The sequence below is a fragment of the Paenibacillus sp. FSL P4-0184 genome (assembly GCF_038004625.1).
Classification (GTDB): Bacteria; Bacillota; Bacilli; order Paenibacillales; family Paenibacillaceae; genus Paenibacillus_AQ.
The window spans coordinates 279,915-299,529 of the sequence record NZ_JBBORN010000001.1 but is presented as its reverse complement, the minus strand read 5'-3'; the positions used below and the strand labels follow the sequence as shown (position 1 = coordinate 299,529).

Here is a 19,615-nt window from a genome sequence, read left to right as displayed (position 1 = left end):
TGTGGCTTGAAGCTGATCCATTTGAATGCAGCTATTCAGAGGTTTATAATACGAGTGAGCAAAACATTCTGAAAAAACTAATGGAGGTTTACACATATGCGTAATTTTGATTTTTATAATCCTACCAAGTTGATTTTTGGACAGGGTACGCTGGAAGCGTTGAAGACTGAGGTTCCTAAGTACGGTAAGAATGTATTGTTGATGTACGGTGGCGGTAGTATCAAGCGTAGCGGTCTGTTCGATAAGGTCATGGCTGAGCTGAGCGCAATAGATGCTGTGGTTACTGAACTCTCAGGCGTAGAGCCGAATCCACGCCTTTCCACCGTACATAAAGGTGTAGAGCTGTGTCACAAGCATAATATCGACCTCATCCTCGCTGTAGGCGGCGGTAGCGTGTTGGACTGCGCTAAAGCAGTTGCTGTTGGGGCGAAATATGATGGTGACATGTGGGACTTTGTTGAACGTAAGGCAGCTGCTCAAGACGCTCTCCCACTTGGTACAGTGCTGACGATGGCAGCTACAGGATCAGAAATGAATAGCGGCTCTGTAATCACCAACGAAGTGACCAAGGAAAAAATGGGCTGGGGCAGTATTCATGCATTCCCGGCATTTTCGATTCTTGACCCAGAGAATACCTTCACTCTGCCACGTGATCAGACGGTCTACGGCATGGTAGATATCATGTCTCATGTTCTGGAGCACTATTTCCATACTGATGGCAACACTCCGGTACAAGACGGCTTCTGTGAGACTTTGCTGCGTACGGTGATCGAAACCGCACCGAAGCTTATTGAAGATTTGAATAATTACGAACTGCGTGAGACGATCATGTACTGCGGCACAATGGCGCTTAACGGTATGGTTAGCATGGGCTTTGCAGGAGATTGGGCGACTCACAACATCGAGCACGCAGTATCAGCTGTATACGACATTCCACACGGTGGAGGCCTGGCCATTCTGTTCCCACAATGGATGAAATATAATATCGATACTGATCCTGCCCGTTTCCGCAAGTTTGCTGTAAACGTGTTTGGAGTTGATCCTGCGGGTAAGAATGATAAGGAAATAGGACTGGAAGGAATTGAAGCGCTGCGTAGCTTCTGGGATTCCATTGGTGCACCGAAGACACTCGCTGATTATGATATTGATGACAGCGAGATCGGCAGTATGGCTGATAAGGCGGTTCGTTTCGGACCGTTTGGTAATTTCCGCAAGCTTGACCGTGAGGATGTAGTTGAAATTTATAAAATGGCTTTGTAAGTAAATTCTTCTACGAAAGAGCCCCTTCGTCTTTAGTCTAGAAGATGTTATAGAACGTCAAAGAAGTGATTCTTCCATAATGGATGAATCGCTTCTTTGCGTTTATGCTCTACTGTGGATTTCTCCTCGACATCGTCTCCGATCTCCGCTGCTGCTGACCGCATTTTTCGTGCGTTTATCCTCAGAATGGAACTTTTATGGGTAAATATCCATAGTTTGTGAAACCAATGACCTACTTTATTCGTTTAAAGTAATATGACAGTCCTGAATGAAGACAGGAGGAAGTAAATATGCAAACGCTGTATTTAGGCTGCTTGGCGCTAGGCGTCATATTTGCCATAGTCAGCGTCCTGGTGGGTGATGTGATCGGAGATGCTTTGCATGGAGTCTTTGATTTCGTATCCGTAGATTTTCTGAATCCCACCGTACTGGCAGGAGGAATAACCGTGTTCGGCGGAGCGGGCATTCTTCTAACCCGGTACAGCGCTCTGGAAGCTGGGGCGATCATTGCTTTATCTTTGTTAGCCGCCGCTTTTTTGGGAGTACTTATGTATCTAGGGGTGGTTAAGCCCATGGAAAAAAGCGAAATGTCCAATGGGTTCTCTATGAGTGATCTGCCTGGCAAGATCGGGGAAATCACAATTCCTGTTCCCGCCACGGGTTATGGTGAGATTATGGTAAAGTTTGGCGCCGGCAATAGCCTGCATACGGCAGCAAGCTTTGATCATGAGCTGCTTCCGGCAGGGATTAAAGTTGTTGTAGTGGAGGTTAGAGAAGGCGTTGCATTGGTGTCAGAATTCGAAAAGAGAAGAGGAGTGGATCTTTAATGTTCGGTATTCCTGAGTATTTGTTAGTCCCTGCTGTTGTCGTTGCTGTTTTGTTTGTGCTAGGTATCGCATTCTGGGCACGTTACAAAACTGTTGGACCAGATGAAGGGATGATCGTAACGGGGTCGTTCTTGGGGAAAAATCATATTTCAGACGATGGATCTGGTCGTAAAATAAAGATAGTACGTGGGGGCGGGGCATTTATCCTCCCTATCTTTCAGAAGGCTGAATTTATGTCGCTTCTTTCTCATAAACTCGATGTGACGACCCCGGAAGTATACACCGAACAAGGGGTTCCGGTTATTGCTGACGGTGTAGCGATTATTAAAGTGGGTAGCTCGACTGAAGATGTGGCGACAGCCGCTGAGCAATTTATGGGCAAACCGATTGAAGCGCTGAAGAGCGAAGCACAAGAAGTTCTTGAGGGTCATCTGCGGGCCATTCTCGGTTCGATGACCGTTGAGGAAGTATATCGTAACCGTGACCGTTTTGCGCAAGAGGTTCAAGGAGTAGCGGCACGTGATCTTAAGAAAATGGGTCTGCAAATTGTTTCCTTTACTATCAAGGATGTACGAGACAAGCATGGATATCTTGACGCATTAGGTAAACCGCGGATAGCTGCAGTGAAGCGGGATGCAGAGATCGCTGAAGCAGAAGCAGTGCGGGATGCGAGAATTCAAAAGGCAAACGCTGAAGAGCAAGGGCAAAAAGCAGAACTGCTGCGGGATACGAATATCGCCGAAGCCTCCAAGGAAAACCAGCTTAAGGTGGCTGCGTTTAAACGGGATCAGGATACAGCGAAAGCGGAAGCCGACCAGGCTTATCATATTCAAGAGGCACGTGCAAAGCAGACCGTTGTTGAAGAACAGATGAAGGTTGAGCTGGTACGTAAGGAACGTGAAATCGATTTGCAAGCCAAAGAAATTCAAGTTCGCGAGAAGCAGTACGACGCAGAAGTGAAGAAAAAAGCGGAAGCGGATCGTTACGCAGTAGAGCAAGCGGCGGAAGCTGATAAGGCGAAGAGAATGCGTGAGGCAGATGCCTTGCAATATAGTATTGAAACGCAAGCTAAAGCGACAGCTGAGCAGAAGCGTCTTGAAGGTCAAGCGATGGCGGATGCAGAGCTGGCTAAAGGTACAGCGGATGCTGAGGTTATCCGGTTGCGCGGTCTAGCGGAAGCAGAAGCCAAAGAAAAGCTGGCGGAAGCTTTCCAGAAATTCGGCGAAGCAGCCGTGCTCGATATTATCGTCAAAATGCTGCCTGATTTGGCTGGCCAAATCGCGAAGCCGCTGGCATCCATTGATAAGCTTACGGTTGTAGATACCGGTAATGGTGAAGGTGCGGCACGTGTAAGCAACTATGTAACTCAGTTGATGTCTACGGCTCCTGAGATGCTGAAGAGCGTCTCTGGCATTGACGTAGAGGCCCTGATCAAAGGGCTGACGACTAGATCCTCAGGGTCAACTGGAAGCAAGGCTGTTCCGGTCACACCCGTGACCTCCATACAACCTCCAGCAGCATCGGGGGGAGCGAGCAAAGCTTCAACTTCTGTGGCTGAGCAACCTGAAGACTAGTTAAAGCAATAACTACTATAGAATGATTTAACTTAAGGTAAGCTCGGTGATTGCTACCGGGCTTACTCTATGTTTTGGGTCTTAGCTATAGAATAGGAGAGGTGCGCGAGCGTGCAACTAACTTTAGATCATATCCATAAAAGCTTCGATGGTAAACAGGTGATTAAAGATGCAGATTTCACCTTTGAAAGAGGGAAGATCTACGGGCTGCTTGGACGGAATGGAGCAGGTAAAACTACACTTTTCAATTGTTTGAGTGGTGAGATCCAAATGGATAGCGGGGCTGCCTTTATTGGTGAGAAGGATAGTGCCCGTCCGCTTCGTGACGAGGACATCGGATATGTATTTTCCCTACCCATTTTGCCTGAGTTTCTGACAGGTTATGAGTTCGTAAAGTTTTATATGGACATCAACCGTGAGAAGATCGATCCGAATAAAAGCATAGAAGATTATTTTTCAATTATTAAGTTTGAGGAAGAAGATCGGCACCGACTGATTAAGGGTTATTCCCACGGGATGAAGAATAAAATTCAAATGCTCTGCTTTATCATTACTCGTCCGCCTTTGATTTTATTAGATGAGCCTTTAACTTCTTTTGACGTGGTTGTGGCTCTTGAGATCAAGAAATTGCTGCGTGAGATGAAGCAGGATCACATCATTATTTTTTCTACGCATATTTTGCAATTAGCCGCTGATTTATGTGACGAGTTGGTTATTCTAAATCATGGAACCCTTCAAGAAATTCCGCGTGAGACTCTGCAAAGTCCAGAATTTGAGGAGCAAATTATAGCTTTACTTCAGGATGGCAACAATGATTAGCACACTTCGCAGCATTCAGAGGATTAGAGGTTCGTCCGGAGCCAATCGGCTGATTTACTATTTCAAAAAGCTGCCTGTTCTTGGCAAACTTTTAAAAGGGGATATTTACTCTAACATTGCACTAAAACAAGTCTTCGCTGGGATAGTACTTGCATTGAAGGTAGTGTGGGGGTTTTTAGGCAAGTTCGCCTATTTGGGAATTGTGATCTATTTGCCAATCGTCCTTACACACAAAGAATTGCCGCTCGCTGAACAGTATGCATTGTTCTTACATATTTTTATAGTTCTGAGCTTTATAGTGGCTGCGGTTTCGAATGTATTTATATTAGAGCCCAAACGGGATAAATATATATGTGTGAAGCTGATGAGAATTCCGGCGAAACAGTATATGCATGCTACGCTTTTGCTTAAAGGGCTAACGTTCTTTATATATTTTATTCCGGCATTAACCGTGTTTGCGGGGATTTTTGGGGCACCGCTGTGGCATGGCCTATGGCTTACACTTCTGTTAACGGCCTGGAGAATAGTCACCGAGGCGCTAAATCTTTGGTTTTTTGACAAAAAAGAAATTGTGTTAGTTAAAAAGATGAGCTGGGTATGGTCGGTGATTGGACTAGGTGGCCTACTTGCCTATGTGCCCCTTTATCTAGGGTATGCTTTTGTAAATGATGCGACAGGATTTAGTGTCCCAGTGAGTCTTGTGATTGTTGTACTTGGAGGAATTGCAGCTGTGTATATTGGGAAATATCCTAACTATCGCAGTGCTGTAGATGTCGTTACCAAGATAGATGATCCATTGCTGGATATGAACCGGATGATGAAAGAAGCGAGGGTGGCAGATGTTCAGACCAAGGAGAAGGACTTTTCTTCGGAAGAACTTATGGGGAAAGCTTTTCAAGGAAAGACAGGTTACGCCTACCTGAATGCTATTTTTTTCTCCAGGCATAAACGCTTGTTGATTCAACCCATCCAGAGGCGTTTAACGATCATTGGTGTGCTCTTTATAGTGGCTGTCCTAATGATGCTTATTTCGCCGGAGACTTCGTCCAAGTTTACAGCATATCTGCTCGGTGGACTTCCCTTTTTTGTATTTATAATGAACTATACCTCTATAGGTGAGCGCGTATGCAAAGCGATGTTTTACAATTGTGATTTAAGCTTGTTACGCTATGGATTCTATCGTGAGCAAGCTGCGATTCTGGACAATTTTAAGATTCGTCTTATTAAATTGAGTGGCCTTAATCTTATTCCTGCTGTCGCCATATGTTTAGCATGTACTCTGCTGTTTCTGCTTTCTGGTGCAGATTGGGGTTTGATGGATGCAGTGATCTTTTGGGTAACGATTCTTTGTCTTTCCTTGTTCTTCTCAGTGCACCATTTGTTCATGTATTATATCTTTCAACCGTACAGCACGGAGCTAAATATGAAAAATCCGTTCTTTTTTATCGTCAACAGCATTGTATTGGGACTAAGCGTCGCTTGTATCGGATTTCCAAAAGCATCGTCACTATTTACGCTAGTTGTTCTTGCGGGAACGATTGCTTATATGGTTATTGCCGTGACGTTGGTATACAAGTTCTCCAGCCGAACCTTCCGGGTAAAATAGAATGCGAGTGTTCTTCTAATATCGGAATGTTGATGATATGATGGTAACGAGAGTTTTTTAATCGTACCGTTTCATGTTGCGTTTGCTGCTTGGAAGTCAGGTGTTTAGAGATAAAAGAGGTGGCAAAAATGAGTAGCATAACTGTAGCAAAGGTGTTAAATAACAACGTTATCATTGCGGACCATCCCCAATATTCCGAGGTTGTAGTAATTGGCAAAGGGATAGGGTTTAATCGAAAATTGCATGATCGGATTAACCTGTCCTCTGTGGAGAAGATGTTTATTCTCCGCAGCCAGGAAGAACAGGAACAATATAAACAGCTTCTTCCCCAAGTGGATGAGAAGTTGATTGAGATTGTACATGAAATTTTGTTATATATTATGCATAGCAGTAGTCAACCACTTAATGAGCATGTTCATATTGCACTCACTGATCATATCTCATTTGCTATACGGCGTTATGAACAAGATATCCCAATTCACAATCCGTTTCTGTATGAGACTAAGGAAATTTATCCTGAAGAGTATAAGATGGCAGAGTATGCGATTGAGCGGATTAATGAAGGCATGGGCGTGGAATTGCCTGTGGATGAGGTGGGTTTTGTTGCACTTCATATCGTTAGCGCGCTGAGTAATAGACAAATTTCCGAGGTCAGACAGCATTCTCTTTTGATTGGTGATTTGATCGGAATCGTAGAGAATAATCTCGAATATCGAATTCCACGTGATTCACTTGATTATTCGCGGTTGGTGACTCATCTACGATTTGTTCTAGAAAGACTGCGCCGTGGAGAATCAGTGCGGGAGACTTCTACGCTGGATGGTCTTATGAAACGAGAGTATCCCGAAATGTATACCTTGGCTTGGCAGTTAACTAAGGTGATTGAGAACCGAGTACGAATTCCTGTGTATCCAGCAGAGGTCAGTTATTTGACAGTTCATTTGCAACGTCTTGCCCAGAAGAAAGAGGATGAAGTGGGTATGGAGACGAAGCGAGAAATATAAGGATAATGTATAAAGTGAAACTTGTACTTTCTTATATTTTAAAAAAAGCTTGTCACTACAAAAAAACGGTGCTACAATATCGGTGTCCTAATTAAAACAGAATACCAAGCGTGTAACTGATTCGATCAGGCATGAGTGATTTACAGTATTTTGGTTGCTAGTCCCCATCTTGGGGTAATCTAACCTTAGCGTTAGATAACAACCTTTATACTGTGTTGCTCATGCCTTTTTTGGCATCTGTTTTACTGAAAATGTGAATAATGAAAGGAAGTGACCATGATGTTCAAAAAGCTTTTCGGCGTTTTACAAAGAGTCGGTAAAGCGCTGATGCTCCCAGTAGCCATACTGCCAGCAGCCGGTCTGCTCCTTGGAATAGGAAACATGCTGGTAAACCCCGATTTTCTACAATACGTTCCGGCACTTGAGAACGATGTAGTTCAGGCAATTGCGAACGTATTGATGAACTCAGGGCAAATTGTATTTGATAATCTATCCTTACTATTTGCCGTGGGTGTTGCCATCGGTTTATCCGGTGGTGAGGGTGTTGCTGGTCTAGCCGCTATTATTGGTTTCCTCGTAATGAATGTTACGATGGGTACTGTAATTGGCGTCAATGATTATGTCCTGAGCCAAGGCGACTTTTCCTATGCTAGCGTCTTAGGAATTCCAACACTGCAAACGGGGGTATTTGGAGGTATACTCGTCGGTATATTGGCATCGTCCATGTACAAACGATTCTTCAAAATCGAACTTCCATCCTACCTGGGTTTCTTCGCAGGTAAACGTTTCGTTCCGATCATGACTGCGGTAACGTCTTTGATTCTTGGTCTGGCATTGACCTTAGTTTGGCCGCCAATTCAACACGGTCTGAACTATGTATCACAAAGTATGATTGATACGAATAAAACGCTCGCAGCGTTTATCTTCGGAACAATCGAACGCTCGCTCATTCCTTTTGGTCTGCATCACATCTTCTATTCTCCGTTCTGGTATGAATTTGGTACCTACGTAGATAAAGCTGGGGAATTGGTTCGTGGTGACCAACGGATCTTCATGCAGCAGCTTCGTGATGGCGTAGAATTCACAGCAGGAACATTTACAACAGGTAAGTATCCTTTCATGATGTTCGGTCTTCCAGCAGCTGCTTTGGCCATTTATCATGAAGCTAAACCTCATAATAAAAAACTTGTCGGAGGTTTGATGCTTTCCGCAGCTTTGACTTCATTCCTGACAGGAATTACAGAGCCGCTTGAATTCTCATTCTTGTTCGTAGCTCCATTGCTGTTCGCAGTACATGCTGTTTTTGCAGGTTTGTCCTTTATGACCATGCATATTCTTAATGTCAAGATTGGTATGACCTTCTCTGGAGGTTTTATTGATTACGTGCTCTTTGGTATTATCCCGAACCGTACGGCTTGGTGGCTCGTAATTCCAGTAGGTCTTGCTCTTGCCGTAATTTACTACTTCGGATTCCGCTTTGTTATTCGGAAGTTCAATCTGATGACACCGGGTCGTGAAGAGGATACGGGTGAGGTTGAAGATACTAACACAGAAGCCATTTCTAAAACGGGTGATGATTTACCACGAAACATCTTGTCTGCGTTGGGTGGTAAAGAGAACATCGCTCATCTGGATGCTTGTATTACCCGCCTTCGTGTGGAGGTTAAAGATAAATCAGGTGTGGATAAGACTCGTCTGAAGAAGTTAGGTGCATCAGGTGTGCTTGAGGTGGGTAATAACATTCAAGCGATCTTCGGCACACGTTCCGATACCATTAAATCTCAGATTCAAGATGTAATTAGCGGGAAGACACCTGCACCAACGCCGGTAGCGGCTACGCCACAGCCTGAAGAAGAACAGCAGGCAGGTGAAGCTGGTGAAGCGATTATCAAAGAAGATATCGTCTCTCCGGTAAATGGTGAACTAGTGGATATCACTGAGGTTCCCGATGCAGTATTCTCCCAAAAAATGACGGGTGATGGTTTTGCTTTCCTATCCGATGATGGAAAGATTGCTTCACCGGTCTACGGTAAAGTGTTTAATGTGTTCCCGAGCAAGCATGCGATCGGCATTATGTCCGATGGAGGTAAGGAAGTGCTCGTTCATATAGGGGTTAATACAGTTAAGCTTAAAGGTCAAGGCTTTACAGTTCTAGTCGAAGAGGGCGACCTTGTAGCTGCTGGACAGCCGATCATGGAAGTGGATTTAGAATATGTAAAAGCACATGCACCATCAGTAATGTCTCCTGTTATTTTCTCCAATTTACCAGAAGGCTCTTCCGTAACCTTGAAGAAGCCAGGTAAGGTATCTATTGGTGATAAGGATATTATTACCATTCAGTAAAAGTGCAAGGGTGGACGCTTCCTTTAAACATTAAAGGGAGCGAAGCCTTCACTATAAATTTAAAAATATTCTATTAAAAGAAAGCGAGTTGGATAATATTATGCAAACAACATTCAGAATTATCGATGAAGATGGAATTCACGCACGTCCGGCAACTGCCTTGGTAAATACAGCTACGAAATTCAAAGGTACAGAAGCTTATGCAGAAGCAAAAGGCAAAAAAGTTACATTGAAATCTATCCTTGGCGTATTGTCATTGGGTCTAGAAGCTGGAGACACTTTGTCACTGATTACTGAAGGTAGCGAAGAAGCTGAAGCTCTGAGCGCACTTTCTGATGTAATGATTAAAGAAGGGCTAGGGGAAATCCATGAATAAAATTTCAGGAATCGCGGCTTCAGCAGGGATTGCAGTAGCCCGTGCTTTTATCCTGAAACATCCGGATTATACAATTACAAAAACTAGTATCAGTGATCCTGAAGCAGAAGTAGCCAAGTTGAATGACGCACTTGCTAAATCAAGTGCTGAACTGCAGACTATTAAAGAGCGTACTTTAGCAGAACTAGGAGAGAAGAAAGCAGAGATTTTTGCATCCCATCTGCTGATTCTTGAGGACCCTGAGCTGATTAATCCCGTAATTGATAAAATTCGTCAGGAATCGGTTAACGCGGACTATGCACTAAACGAAGTAGCTACACAATTCATTGAAATGTTCGAAAACATGAAGAGTGCTTACTTACAAGAACGTGCAGCTGACATGCGTGATGTGACCAAACGCCTGCTGAACCACTTGCTGGGTATTCATTATGTTAGTCCTGCAGAAATCAATGAAGAGGTTATTGTTATCGCTGAGGATTTAACACCTTCTGACACAGCACAGCTAAATCGCAAGTATGTTAAAGGCTTCACAACAAACATTGGTGGACGTACGTCCCACTCCGCGATTATGGCACGTTCTTTGGAAATTCCAGCGGTAGTTGGAACTAAAAATGTCATGACAGAAGTGAATTCTGGGGATCTAGTGATTGTCGATGGTCTGAACGGTGACGTTCTTATTAATCCTAGTGAAGCAGAAGTGGCAGAGTACGTTCGCAAGCAGGAAGCTTACGACTTGCAAATTGCAGAGTGGAAGAAACTTCGTGATAAACCAACGATTTCTGCAGACGGTAAGCACGTGGAGCTGGCGGCTAACATTGGTACACCAAACGATGTCAATGGTGTAATTGAGAATGGTGGCGAAGGTGTAGGCTTGTATCGTACTGAGTTTCTATACATGGGCCGCGATAAGCTGCCTTCTGAGGAAATTCAATATAACGCCTATCGTACTGTGCTTGAGAATATGAAAGGCAAACCGGTAGTCGTACGTACACTTGATATCGGTGGCGACAAAGAACTTCCGTATCTGGATCTTCCAAAGGAAATGAATCCTTTCTTAGGATTCCGTGCGATTCGTCTTTGTCTGGATCGTCAGGATATTTTCCGTACGCAACTGCGTGCTTTACTGAGAGCAAGTGTTCATGGGGATCTTCGCATTATGTTCCCTATGATCGCAACACTTGGTGAATTCCGTGCAGCTCGTGATCTTCTGCTTGAAGAGAAAGCGAAGCTTCGTGAAGAAGGCAAGGAAGTATCTGACAACATTCAGCTCGGCATTATGGTTGAGATTCCTTCCACTGCTGTACTGGCTGACCAGTTTGCAAAGGAAGTTGATTTCTTCAGTATTGGTACGAATGACCTTATTCAATATACAATGGCTGCTGACCGTATGAATGAACGGGTATCTTACCTGTATCAGCCATACAATCCGGCCATCCTGCGTCTGGTCAAGAATGTAATTGATGCAGCGCATGCAGAAGGTAAATGGACAGGAATGTGCGGTGAGATGGCTGGGGACGCAACAGCGATTCCACTCTTACTAGGTCTTGGCCTTGATGAATTCAGTATGAGTGCAACGTCAATTCTGCCAGCACGTAGTCAAATTTCTAAATTGTCGGCTGCCGACATGAAGGAACTGGCTGCAAAAGCATTGCAACTTGGCACTGCTGAAGAAGTAGCTGCACTTGTTCAAAGCATCACTAACTAACTATTTCCATATGCATTACTCCGTTAAACGTTTTATAACGTTCCAACTACTATTACCGACTTCCGATGTTTGGAGGTCGGTTTTTTTGTGTGTATATCGATAATTTTAATTCTTATGTTGGCTTAAGTTCATACGTGAGCGTTATACTCAATTTAGAATAATTAAATTCACTTTTTATTTGCTTTATTGCACAGATGTCTATGCCGATAGTAATAGTGATGAGTATAAAGTCGGTAAGGAACCCAAACCTGTAAATATGTCTTACATATAATAATAGTATGAATCCATAGAAAGTTTATACTCCTTTACCGACTTGCAGAGCTGTGCAAGTATTAATATGATCTAAATTGGAAATATTTGGACTTATAAGCATCCCTATAAGTTAGCCAGGGAGCCATAGGATGGTGTTAACTCATGAGTAAAAATGTTATAAATACAGAATTAATGTTAGAGGTCTATGAAGGTAAAGACCTGGGCTTGACGTACTCGGTGGAGTACAGTGTATTTAAAGTTTGGGCACCTACTGCTTTTGCTGTATCTCTAGTTATGTACGAAACAGATGGAAATCAACGTAACATTGGATTTGATCCGAGCTCTACAGATAGTGGGCGTATTATATATATGCAGCGTCAGAACGGCGGAGTCTGGCAGACTAAGTTATCAGGTGATTTAAAAGGGAAATATTATATGTACCGTGCTGTATTTGCTGATGGAAATGTGACGGAAGCAGTAGATCCTTATGCAACTGCCGTATCGGCAAATGGTTTAAGAACAGCAATCGTTGATTTGCGCAGGACCCATCCTGAGCATTGGGAGAAGGACGTTGCTCCTCCATTGCAGCATCCTGCAGACGCGGTTATTTACGAGCTGCATGTGCGTGACTTCTCCTCACATGAGAGCTCTGGCATGTACTATAAGGGCAAATTCAAAGCATTTACCGAATTTGGCTTAAGAGATTCGGAAGGAAATGCAATAGGTATTGATCATCTGGTTGAATTGGGTATCACCCATGTACATCTGATGCCCGTGTTTGATTTCCAGACCGTAGATGAGTTAAGTGTAATAAAGCGTGGTTCGTACATTGAACATACCGACTACAATTGGGGATATGATCCTCAGCATTATAATGTACCGGAAGGATCATATAGCACTGATCCTACCGATCCAGGTCTACGAATCCGGGAATTTAAAGAAATGGTTCAGGCTTTGCATAGTCGTGGGATTTCAGTGATTATGGATGTGGTTTACAACCACACGTACGCTGTGGAGAAGGGCCCCTTCGAGCCGCTTGTCCCAGATTACTTCTATCGCCGTGACTTCTTGGGACGTTTATCTAATGGCTCGGGAGTTGGTAATGAGCTGGCTACAGAGCGTCCGATGGTACGCAAATATATTAAGGATTCGTTGTCCTACTGGGCTACGGAGTATCATATTGATGGCTTCAGATTTGATCTTATGGGTCTGATGGATAGTGTGACCATGCGTGAAATAACGGAAGAGCTTCGACTTGAGGTGAATCCTAATCTGCTGTTATATGGCGAACCTTGGACAGGTGGAGATTCTCCACTGGCAACAAAGACGCTAAAAGGTGTGCAGCGGGGGAAAGGATATGCTGTCTTCAATGATAACTTTCGTTCCGCGATCAAAGGTGATAGTGATGGATGGGGACGGGGATTCATTACAGGGGAATATGGCAAAGAAGGGGCTATTGCAGCCGGAATCAAAGGAGCCATCCACGAATTTACAGACTCCCCAGTGGAATCGGTGAACTATGTAACGGCCCATGACAATTTGAATTTATGGGATAAGGTGCTTACCGTTCAAGGGGGATTTCAGGATGCCGTTTCACGGGCTAATCCTTACGTGAATGTAGATCTGGAGAATATTCTCAGCAATGAGACCGTGCGCCGATCCCTACTTGCAAATGGAATCATCCTGACCTCGCAAGGGATTCCATTCCTGCATGCCGGTGATGAGCTACTGCGCAGTAAATTTGGAGATCATAATAGCTATCGTAGCGGTGATACGATTAACGCGATCCGCTGGAATATGAAAAGTATGTTTAAGCCTGTATTTCAATATTATAAAGGTTTGATCGAACTGCGGCGTATACATCCGGCATTTCGTCTACATGGTCGGCAGGAAATTGAGCGTTCGCTAGAATTTCTGCGCTGTGATGGGGGGATCGTGTCGTACCTGCTTAGAAATCATGCAGGAGGCGACCTCTGGAACAATATAACAGTCATCTTTAACGCCAATAATGATCGAGTAAAGCTATCTCTTCCTGAAGCTAATAACGGTTGGAACGTGGTAGTGGATCATACCCGAGCGGGGACAGAAGCATTCCGAAAGGTTGCAGGTAGCGAGGTGGAAATTGAAGGCTTGTCGATGATGGTACTCTATGATGAATGTGGTGAGCCAGCACGTCGGTCCAAAATTATCGAAGTACACTATGAACGGCCAGATGGGAAATATCAAGGCTGGAATCTTTGGGTTTGGGATACAGGAATTCAGGATGGACAATGCGACTTTCGGTATATGGAGGATGGGCGTGCAGTTGCACGAATTGAGGTGTTGCCAGATACAGATTCTATCGGGTATATATTACGACTTAATGACTGGGAAGAGAAAGATGGGGATGGCGATCGCTTCATTGATTGTTCCAAGGATGACGAGCTGATCAAGGTCATGGTTATAGATCGTGATCAGGAGAATGATGGGATCTCAGATGATCATTTGCAGTTAACCAGTTAAAAAATAAAAAAGAGCTGCTTCAGGGTTAGTTATACCCCGGAACAGCTCTTTTTGTTGATCTTATGGTTTTCCGATGATCTGGTTGGATAAACCTACATCTAAAAGCTCGTAGTAGAGATTAGCTTCATTCCCTCCATGGTCTTTGGAAAGGTACATCGCTAGATCTGCGGCACGCAGAAGTTCATTAATACTGCCTCCATGCTCAGGAAATAGGGCTACACCAATACTTGCGGAGGTGTGGAAGCTAGATCCATTGTCAATAGACCAAGATTTGTTGAATAACTTAAGCAAACGTTGTAGCATTTCATCTAACATTTCTGGAGAGGTAAATCGGTGCAGTACCACTGCGAATTCATCACCGCCAATCCGGAACGCCTGGCCTACACCTTTAACCGTTTGCAAAAGCTCTCGAGAGAGCAGTTGGAGAAATTCGTCTCCAGCCAGATGTCCTAAGGTATCGTTTAACTGCTTGAATCTGTCACAATCCAGTAATGCGAGTGCAATATTCTTTCTCCGTTCCTCGGGTTGGTTGATGAGATTCTCCATGTACATTTTGAAATGAGCACGGTTGGGAATCGCGGTTAAATGATCATAGAAGGCTAGCTTATGTAATCGTTCTTCGTATTGCTTCCGTTGTGTAATTTCACGGGACACTAACATAAATTGTGCTGGGAAATTATTACTTCCCCGAACAGGCGACACCTTCGTTTCCAGCCATACCCATTGCCCTTCAGCTCCACGCATTCGTAGCTCTGAGATACGAGGGGTTCCTTGAACGACACTCTTTAGTTTAGCCCAAGCAATTTCCGGTTCGCGAATGTAGTTGGAGAGTGGGTCACCCTTTTTAGGAACATAGCCGAGAATACTTGAATGTGAAGGGGAGCTATACAGTATCAACCCGTTAGGATCAGTCAAAATAATAAAGTCAGACATGGTTTCACCGATTAGCTGATAGAGTGTTTGTTCTTCCAGCATTTCATTTTTGAGCCAAATGATTTTGCGACCCAGATAAATAATAACTAGAAGCAGAATAAAGAAGACCAATGAGTATAGCGCAAAGAGTGCACTCTTTTTATCTTGGAACCCATCTGTTACTTGTAAAGCGTAGGTGTCTATCAGGTCTTCTGATTGATCCAGATGAGTTCTGACTTCATTTAACTGCATGTTCAGACTTACAGCATGATATGAAGCAGGGTCCCATCCGATTTGCATCCGTTCAGCAATCAATGTACTCCCTGTACTCTTCCATAGGACTAGGGATGTTTCGAAGGCATGGAGCTCGTTCTCTAATTCAGTAAGTATATTTGTCTGTTTCAAATCACTGTAGGGTTTGTTGATAGATTTGATGTCTGAACTTGCTAGGCCTACCCGTTCTTGTGCTTGTTGATTATTGTCCTTAAATTCCTGAATGAACTGATCACGTTCAGCGTCAGTGAGGTTCGAGCTCATGGAGGAGTGGAGAGCGATTGCGGCTTGATACAGATCACGATCAGCGCTCAGTATGAGCTCAGAGTTCTCAAATACATCTTCATATAAAGAATCTGACATTCTGTTAATAGTGTGATTTAGATAGAGTAAAGAAGCTACACTAATCCCAACCAGTAGAATGGAGATCGCAGCAAAAATAAAGATTAGTTTGCGTGTTACTTTGATATCGAAAAATCCAGCCACGGTCATCTTCTCCCCGCATAAGATGTTTAACAAATCTTATTGCTGCTAACCTATAACCTGCGGAACTTCCATTTGTGGCAGGCGTGTTTTATTTTCAGGCAAAGATGTTGAGAGTGATTATGTAAAAAAAAGAGGTGTTGTAACATAGTGGGAATTGAGGCATGGGAAAGATAAATTGTGTGTGGATCGCAGTTTGTAGTACAACAAGTATATAGGACGTCCTACTTATAGAGCAATCGCTTCCTCAAATAAATATCAATAATAAAAAATTTTAATGATTATGGTATGGGCCTATTGCCTTATCTATATTCAAATCCATAAATCCTATTACCCAACGCCTTCGTAAATGATACCCAGCTCAGCCCCAAAAATATGCGTTCTGTTATGTTAAAAAAGCTGCCTAGTCATAATAATGACTAGGCAGCTGACTTGAAGTTACTATTCGTTACGTAGTGCATGAATGGGGCGAAGCCGTGCGGCTTTGTTCGCAGGCATCATTCCGAAAATCACGCCGATAAGCAAGGAGAAAACAAAAGATATCAGTACCATATCCCAAGCAATGGATACTGTAAGTGAAGTGTACTTTCCTAGTAACCAACTACCTGCGACTCCAATGCCAACACCGATCACCCCACCCAATCCGCTAAGCACAATGGATTCGATCATGAATTGAGCGAGAATATCGAACTTTTTGGCGCCGATTGCTTTGCGGATACCAATTTCTCTTGTTCTTTCATTGACGGATACGATCATAATATTCATAATGCCGATCCCCCCGACAAACAGTGAAATGCCGGCAATTCCCGCAAGTGCCATTGAAAGCGTAGCTGTCGTAGAATTTACAGTATCCAGCATCTCTTGTGAGTCAAAGACACTAAAAGCATTATCCGCATAATTAAATTTAGCATCCAGTGTACTCTCTAGTTTATATTTTACGGTAGCTACAGTGTCTGCTGAAGTCGTCGCAATTGTGATGGAACGTACGCCTTTGCTTTTTAACTGACGTTCTGCAGTAGCTATAGGGATCAATAAGATATCATCGTTGGAACCACTTAGACTAGAGCCTTTCGCTTCCAAAAGACCGACGATTTTATAGCTGATCCCGTTTAGCTGTACCTTTTGGCCTACAGGATCATCTGTACCGAATAAATCCTCAGCCGTACCTGTGCCGATTAGCGCTACCTTCTGCCGGTACTCCGTATCAATATCAAGCAGGAAACGTCCTGACTGTACATGAAAATCCTTAACGTCCTCATAAGAAGGTGTAATGCCCTCAACAGTAACGCTGACATTCTCAGTATTATGCTTGGCTGTAACGTTGCCACTGATCACAGGAGCTACATTTTCTATCCCCTCTATATCTCCAAGTGCCAAGGCTTCTTCATAGGTGAGGGAGGTGGTAGCCCCACGGCCAGTGATGTTTACCGTCAGTTGATTTGTTCCGAGTCCATTAAGCTGCTCCGTAATCTGAGAAGTAGTTCCCTGCCCCACAGAAACGAGGATGATAACGGATGATACACCAATAATAATACCCAGCATCGTTAAAAAAGCTCTTACTTTACTGCTGTAAATACTTTTTAGAGCCATCCGCATACTTTGAAATAATTTCACCTCGCATTCCTCCGATCTTCTACGAGGTTGCCATCCTGAATACGAATGATCCGCTTCGCTTGCTTTGCAATTTCGAGGTCATGTGTGATTAGGATGATTGTATGACCCTGCTCATTTAATTCTCGTATCATCTGCATGACCTCTTGTCCAGTTCGCGTATCAAGCGCCCCGGTAGGTTCATCTGCAAGTAAAATCGGGGGAGATCCAGCCATGGCTCGCGCAATCGCTACACGCTGTTGCTGTCCTCCTGAAAGCTCAGAAGGTCGGTGATGCATTCTCTCCTCCAAACCAACTTTAAGGAGTGCTTGCTGCGCTGTTTCTCTACGTTCTCGATGTGAGAGGCCGCGGTATATTAGCGGAAGCTCCACATTCTCGACAGCAGACAACTTGGGGAGGAGATTGAAGTTTTGAAAGATAAAGCCGATCTTCTCATTCCGGATAACTGCCAGCTTGTTGTCGGATAACTTGCGAACCTCTTGTCCGTCTAGAAGATAGCTTCCCTCATCCGATACATCCAGGCATCCGAGCATGTTCATTAGTGTTGATTTACCAGAACCGGAAGGACCTATAATCGCGACGAACTCTCCGAAGTCGATTGTAAAGGAAAGATTTTTTAGTACCGTCATAGTTTCTCCGGCCATAGTATAGCCATGGGTCATATTCTGGACTTGGATCAGTGGCGTTAAAGCACTCATCTACTGCCACCTCCGCCACCACCAGGTGCTCCACCCGTGCCACCAGCACCTCCTCCACTGAAGCCACCACCGCCACTAAAGCCGCCGCCGCCGAAACCGGCGCCACCCATACCGCCCATGCCACCTTGCATTTGCATCTCAGTACTAGTTGTACCTGTTTTGGTAGAGATGACAGTAGGGATGATCACTTTGTCTCCTTCATTAAGCCCACTGACAATTTCAATACTGCTCTCATCATGGATGCCCACTTCGACGGAAACTGTTCGCTGATTACTATTTCCACGGTTTCTTGTGCCAGCTGCTCCGTTAGGCATAGTACCGCCGCGAGCATCAGGCGCTCCACTAGGCATAGCGCCATCGCGAGCATCAGGAGCCCCGCTAGGCATCGGTGCTTGGCCCTCGCTAGAGGCTTTTGAGGAATCGGTTGAATCCGCTGTTAAAGGGAGAGAAACTGTGTACTTGCCATTTCTTTCTTGAACAGCTTCAATAGGTACGGTTAACACATCTTTTTTCTCAGCTGTTGTAACTGAAACTTCTGCCGACATCCCTACAAGGGCACCTTCGGAGGTGGTTAAGCCAACGGTAACATCGAAGAGGGAGACTCCGTTCGAGACGGTGCCTTCCTTGGCAATCTTAGTAACACTTCCCTTGAATTCAGTGTCGGGCAGGGCATCCAATGAAATGATAGCAGGCATCCCTATTTTCACTGTAGGAATATCAAGCTCATCCACCTGCACTATGACGCTTAAATTAGCATAATCGGTGATATCGATGAGTTCAGAGCCATCCATCGCTTTTTCACCGCTGGCTATGTTAACTGCTGTAACAGTTCCGTCAATAGGGGCGGTTAGGGGATCTGGAGGGATCATATCCTCTTGTACAGCTGCAATTTTTTCGATTTGAGAAGCGATATCCGTTTTCGCTTTTTCAATCGAACGTTTGGCACTGGCTAATTCATCCTCGGAGGCACCTGCCACAGCAAGCTTCTTATACTGCTCCTGCTTGTCCTGAAGATCCTCTTCAAGCGAGGTACGAGAGGTTTGTTCCTGCTTGAGATTGTCGCTCAAATCATTGCCTTCGAAGGTAATTAATGTCTGACCTTTTTTCACATTGTCGCCTTCTTTGACAAGCACCTCAGCTACGGTTCCAGCGTCCTTCGTTTTCACTTTTCCTGTTTCAGTGGCCGTGACGGAGCCTGCTCCAGATACATTTACTACGATATCGCCCTTCGTAACCGTGGCTGTATTAACGGGCACTTCAGCAGCCTGACTGCTCTTATCAGGCAAAAATGTATACACCAACAATCCGGCTGTTGCTACAGCTACTACTCCGATGGTCCAGAGCAACACTTTTTTCTTCTTCATTTCTTT

At 44.3% G+C, this 19,615-nt stretch carries 14 protein-coding genes; 10 read left to right on the top strand and 4 right to left on the bottom strand.

What is annotated here, in order from left to right; all coding sequences use genetic code 11:
- The first annotated feature begins 96 nt into the window (after window positions 1-96).
- The 10 genes from MKY52_RS01225 (at window position 97) to pulA (ending at window position 14,268) form a co-directional block, all read left to right on the top strand.
- The gene (locus tag MKY52_RS01225; RefSeq protein ID WP_341049358.1) at window positions 97-1,260 is read left to right on the top strand and encodes an iron-containing alcohol dehydrogenase; all 1,164 of its coding nucleotides are present in this window, start codon (window positions 97-99) and stop codon (window positions 1,258-1,260) included.
- A 290-nt stretch (window positions 1,261-1,550) separates the two neighbouring features.
- The gene (locus tag MKY52_RS01220; RefSeq protein ID WP_042186148.1) at window positions 1,551-2,087 is read left to right on the top strand and encodes a hypothetical protein; all 537 of its coding nucleotides are present in this window, start codon (window positions 1,551-1,553) and stop codon (window positions 2,085-2,087) included.
- Window positions 2,087-3,661: a flotillin family protein gene (locus tag MKY52_RS01215; RefSeq protein ID WP_052404202.1), complete on the top strand. Its 1,575-nt coding sequence runs from the start codon at window positions 2,087-2,089 to the stop codon at window positions 3,659-3,661. The genes MKY52_RS01220 and MKY52_RS01215 overlap by 1 nt, the downstream gene beginning before the upstream one ends.
- Window positions 3,662-3,772: 111 nt before the next feature.
- The gene (locus tag MKY52_RS01210; RefSeq protein ID WP_341049357.1) at window positions 3,773-4,480 is read left to right on the top strand and encodes an ABC transporter ATP-binding protein; all 708 of its coding nucleotides are present in this window, start codon (window positions 3,773-3,775) and stop codon (window positions 4,478-4,480) included.
- A complete protein-coding gene (locus MKY52_RS01205) occupies window positions 4,473-6,086 on the top strand; it encodes a hypothetical protein (protein WP_341049356.1) in 1,614 nt (537 codons plus the stop codon). The genes MKY52_RS01210 and MKY52_RS01205 overlap by 8 nt, the downstream gene beginning before the upstream one ends.
- Window positions 6,087-6,214: 128 nt before the next feature.
- Window positions 6,215-7,090 carry a glucose PTS transporter transcription antiterminator GlcT gene (glcT, locus tag MKY52_RS01200; RefSeq protein WP_341049354.1) on the top strand — a complete coding sequence of 292 codons (876 nt, stop codon included), beginning with the start codon at window positions 6,215-6,217 and terminating at the stop codon, window positions 7,088-7,090.
- 279 nt (window positions 7,091-7,369) lie between these two features.
- Window positions 7,370-9,433 (top strand): glucose-specific PTS transporter subunit IIBC, encoded by a 2,064-nt coding sequence (gene ptsG, locus MKY52_RS01195; protein ID WP_341053317.1) that lies wholly within the window; start codon window positions 7,370-7,372, stop codon window positions 9,431-9,433.
- A gap of 100 nt (window positions 9,434-9,533) precedes the next feature.
- Window positions 9,534-9,809 carry an HPr family phosphocarrier protein gene (locus MKY52_RS01190; RefSeq protein WP_042131974.1) on the top strand — a complete coding sequence of 92 codons (276 nt, stop codon included), beginning with the start codon at window positions 9,534-9,536 and terminating at the stop codon, window positions 9,807-9,809.
- Entirely contained in the window at window positions 9,802-11,514 is a 1,713-nt protein-coding gene (ptsP, locus tag MKY52_RS01185) for a phosphoenolpyruvate--protein phosphotransferase (protein WP_149645821.1), read from the top strand. Before MKY52_RS01190 ends, ptsP begins: the two co-directional genes overlap by 8 nt.
- Before the next feature lie 414 nt (window positions 11,515-11,928).
- A complete protein-coding gene (pulA, locus tag MKY52_RS01180; RefSeq protein ID WP_341049353.1) occupies window positions 11,929-14,268 on the top strand; it encodes a type I pullulanase in 2,340 nt (779 codons plus the stop codon).
- Window positions 14,269-14,328: 60 nt separating this feature from the next.
- On the opposite strand, the gene MKY52_RS01175 is transcribed toward pulA, so the two are convergent.
- The 4 genes from MKY52_RS01175 to MKY52_RS01160 form a co-directional block, all read right to left on the bottom strand.
- The gene (locus MKY52_RS01175; RefSeq protein ID WP_341049352.1) at window positions 14,329-15,939 is read right to left on the bottom strand and encodes a diguanylate cyclase domain-containing protein; all 1,611 of its coding nucleotides are present in this window, start codon (window positions 15,937-15,939) and stop codon (window positions 14,329-14,331) included.
- Between the two features lie 438 nt (window positions 15,940-16,377).
- Window positions 16,378-17,550: an ABC transporter permease gene (locus MKY52_RS01170; protein ID WP_341049351.1), complete on the bottom strand. Its 1,173-nt coding sequence runs from the start codon at window positions 17,548-17,550 to the stop codon at window positions 16,378-16,380.
- On the bottom strand, window positions 17,547-18,245 hold the full coding sequence (locus MKY52_RS01165) for an ABC transporter ATP-binding protein (RefSeq protein WP_042186162.1): 699 nt from the start codon (window positions 18,243-18,245) through the stop codon (window positions 17,547-17,549). The genes MKY52_RS01170 and MKY52_RS01165 overlap by 4 nt, the downstream gene beginning before the upstream one ends.
- Window positions 18,242-19,609 carry an efflux RND transporter periplasmic adaptor subunit gene (locus MKY52_RS01160; protein WP_341049349.1) on the bottom strand — a complete coding sequence of 456 codons (1,368 nt, stop codon included), beginning with the start codon at window positions 19,607-19,609 and terminating at the stop codon, window positions 18,242-18,244. The genes MKY52_RS01165 and MKY52_RS01160 overlap by 4 nt, the downstream gene beginning before the upstream one ends.
- Window positions 19,610-19,615: the final 6 nt, after the last annotated feature.

Bases quoted from the DNA above. Each gene is read 5' to 3' on its own strand.
- MKY52_RS01190 (WP_042131974.1), top strand. From the start codon at position 9,534: ATGCAAACAACATTCAGAATTATCGATGAAGATGGAATTCACGCACGT.
- MKY52_RS01165 (WP_042186162.1), bottom strand. From the start codon at position 18,245: ATGAGTGCTTTAACGCCACTGATCCAAGTCCAGAATATGACCCATGGC.
- pulA (WP_341049353.1), top strand. From the start codon at position 11,929: ATGAGTAAAAATGTTATAAATACAGAATTAATGTTAGAGGTCTATGAA.
- MKY52_RS01160 (WP_341049349.1), bottom strand. From the start codon at position 19,609: ATGAAGAAGAAAAAAGTGTTGCTCTGGACCATCGGAGTAGTAGCTGTA.
- MKY52_RS01220 (WP_042186148.1), top strand. From the start codon at position 1,551: ATGCAAACGCTGTATTTAGGCTGCTTGGCGCTAGGCGTCATATTTGCC.
- MKY52_RS01205 (WP_341049356.1), top strand. From the start codon at position 4,473: ATGATTAGCACACTTCGCAGCATTCAGAGGATTAGAGGTTCGTCCGGA.
- ptsG (WP_341053317.1), top strand. From the start codon at position 7,370: ATGTTCAAAAAGCTTTTCGGCGTTTTACAAAGAGTCGGTAAAGCGCTG.
- MKY52_RS01225 (WP_341049358.1), top strand. From the start codon at position 97: ATGCGTAATTTTGATTTTTATAATCCTACCAAGTTGATTTTTGGACAG.
- ptsP (WP_149645821.1), top strand. From the start codon at position 9,802: ATGAATAAAATTTCAGGAATCGCGGCTTCAGCAGGGATTGCAGTAGCC.
- MKY52_RS01215 (WP_052404202.1), top strand. From the start codon at position 2,087: ATGTTCGGTATTCCTGAGTATTTGTTAGTCCCTGCTGTTGTCGTTGCT.
- glcT (WP_341049354.1), top strand. From the start codon at position 6,215: ATGAGTAGCATAACTGTAGCAAAGGTGTTAAATAACAACGTTATCATT.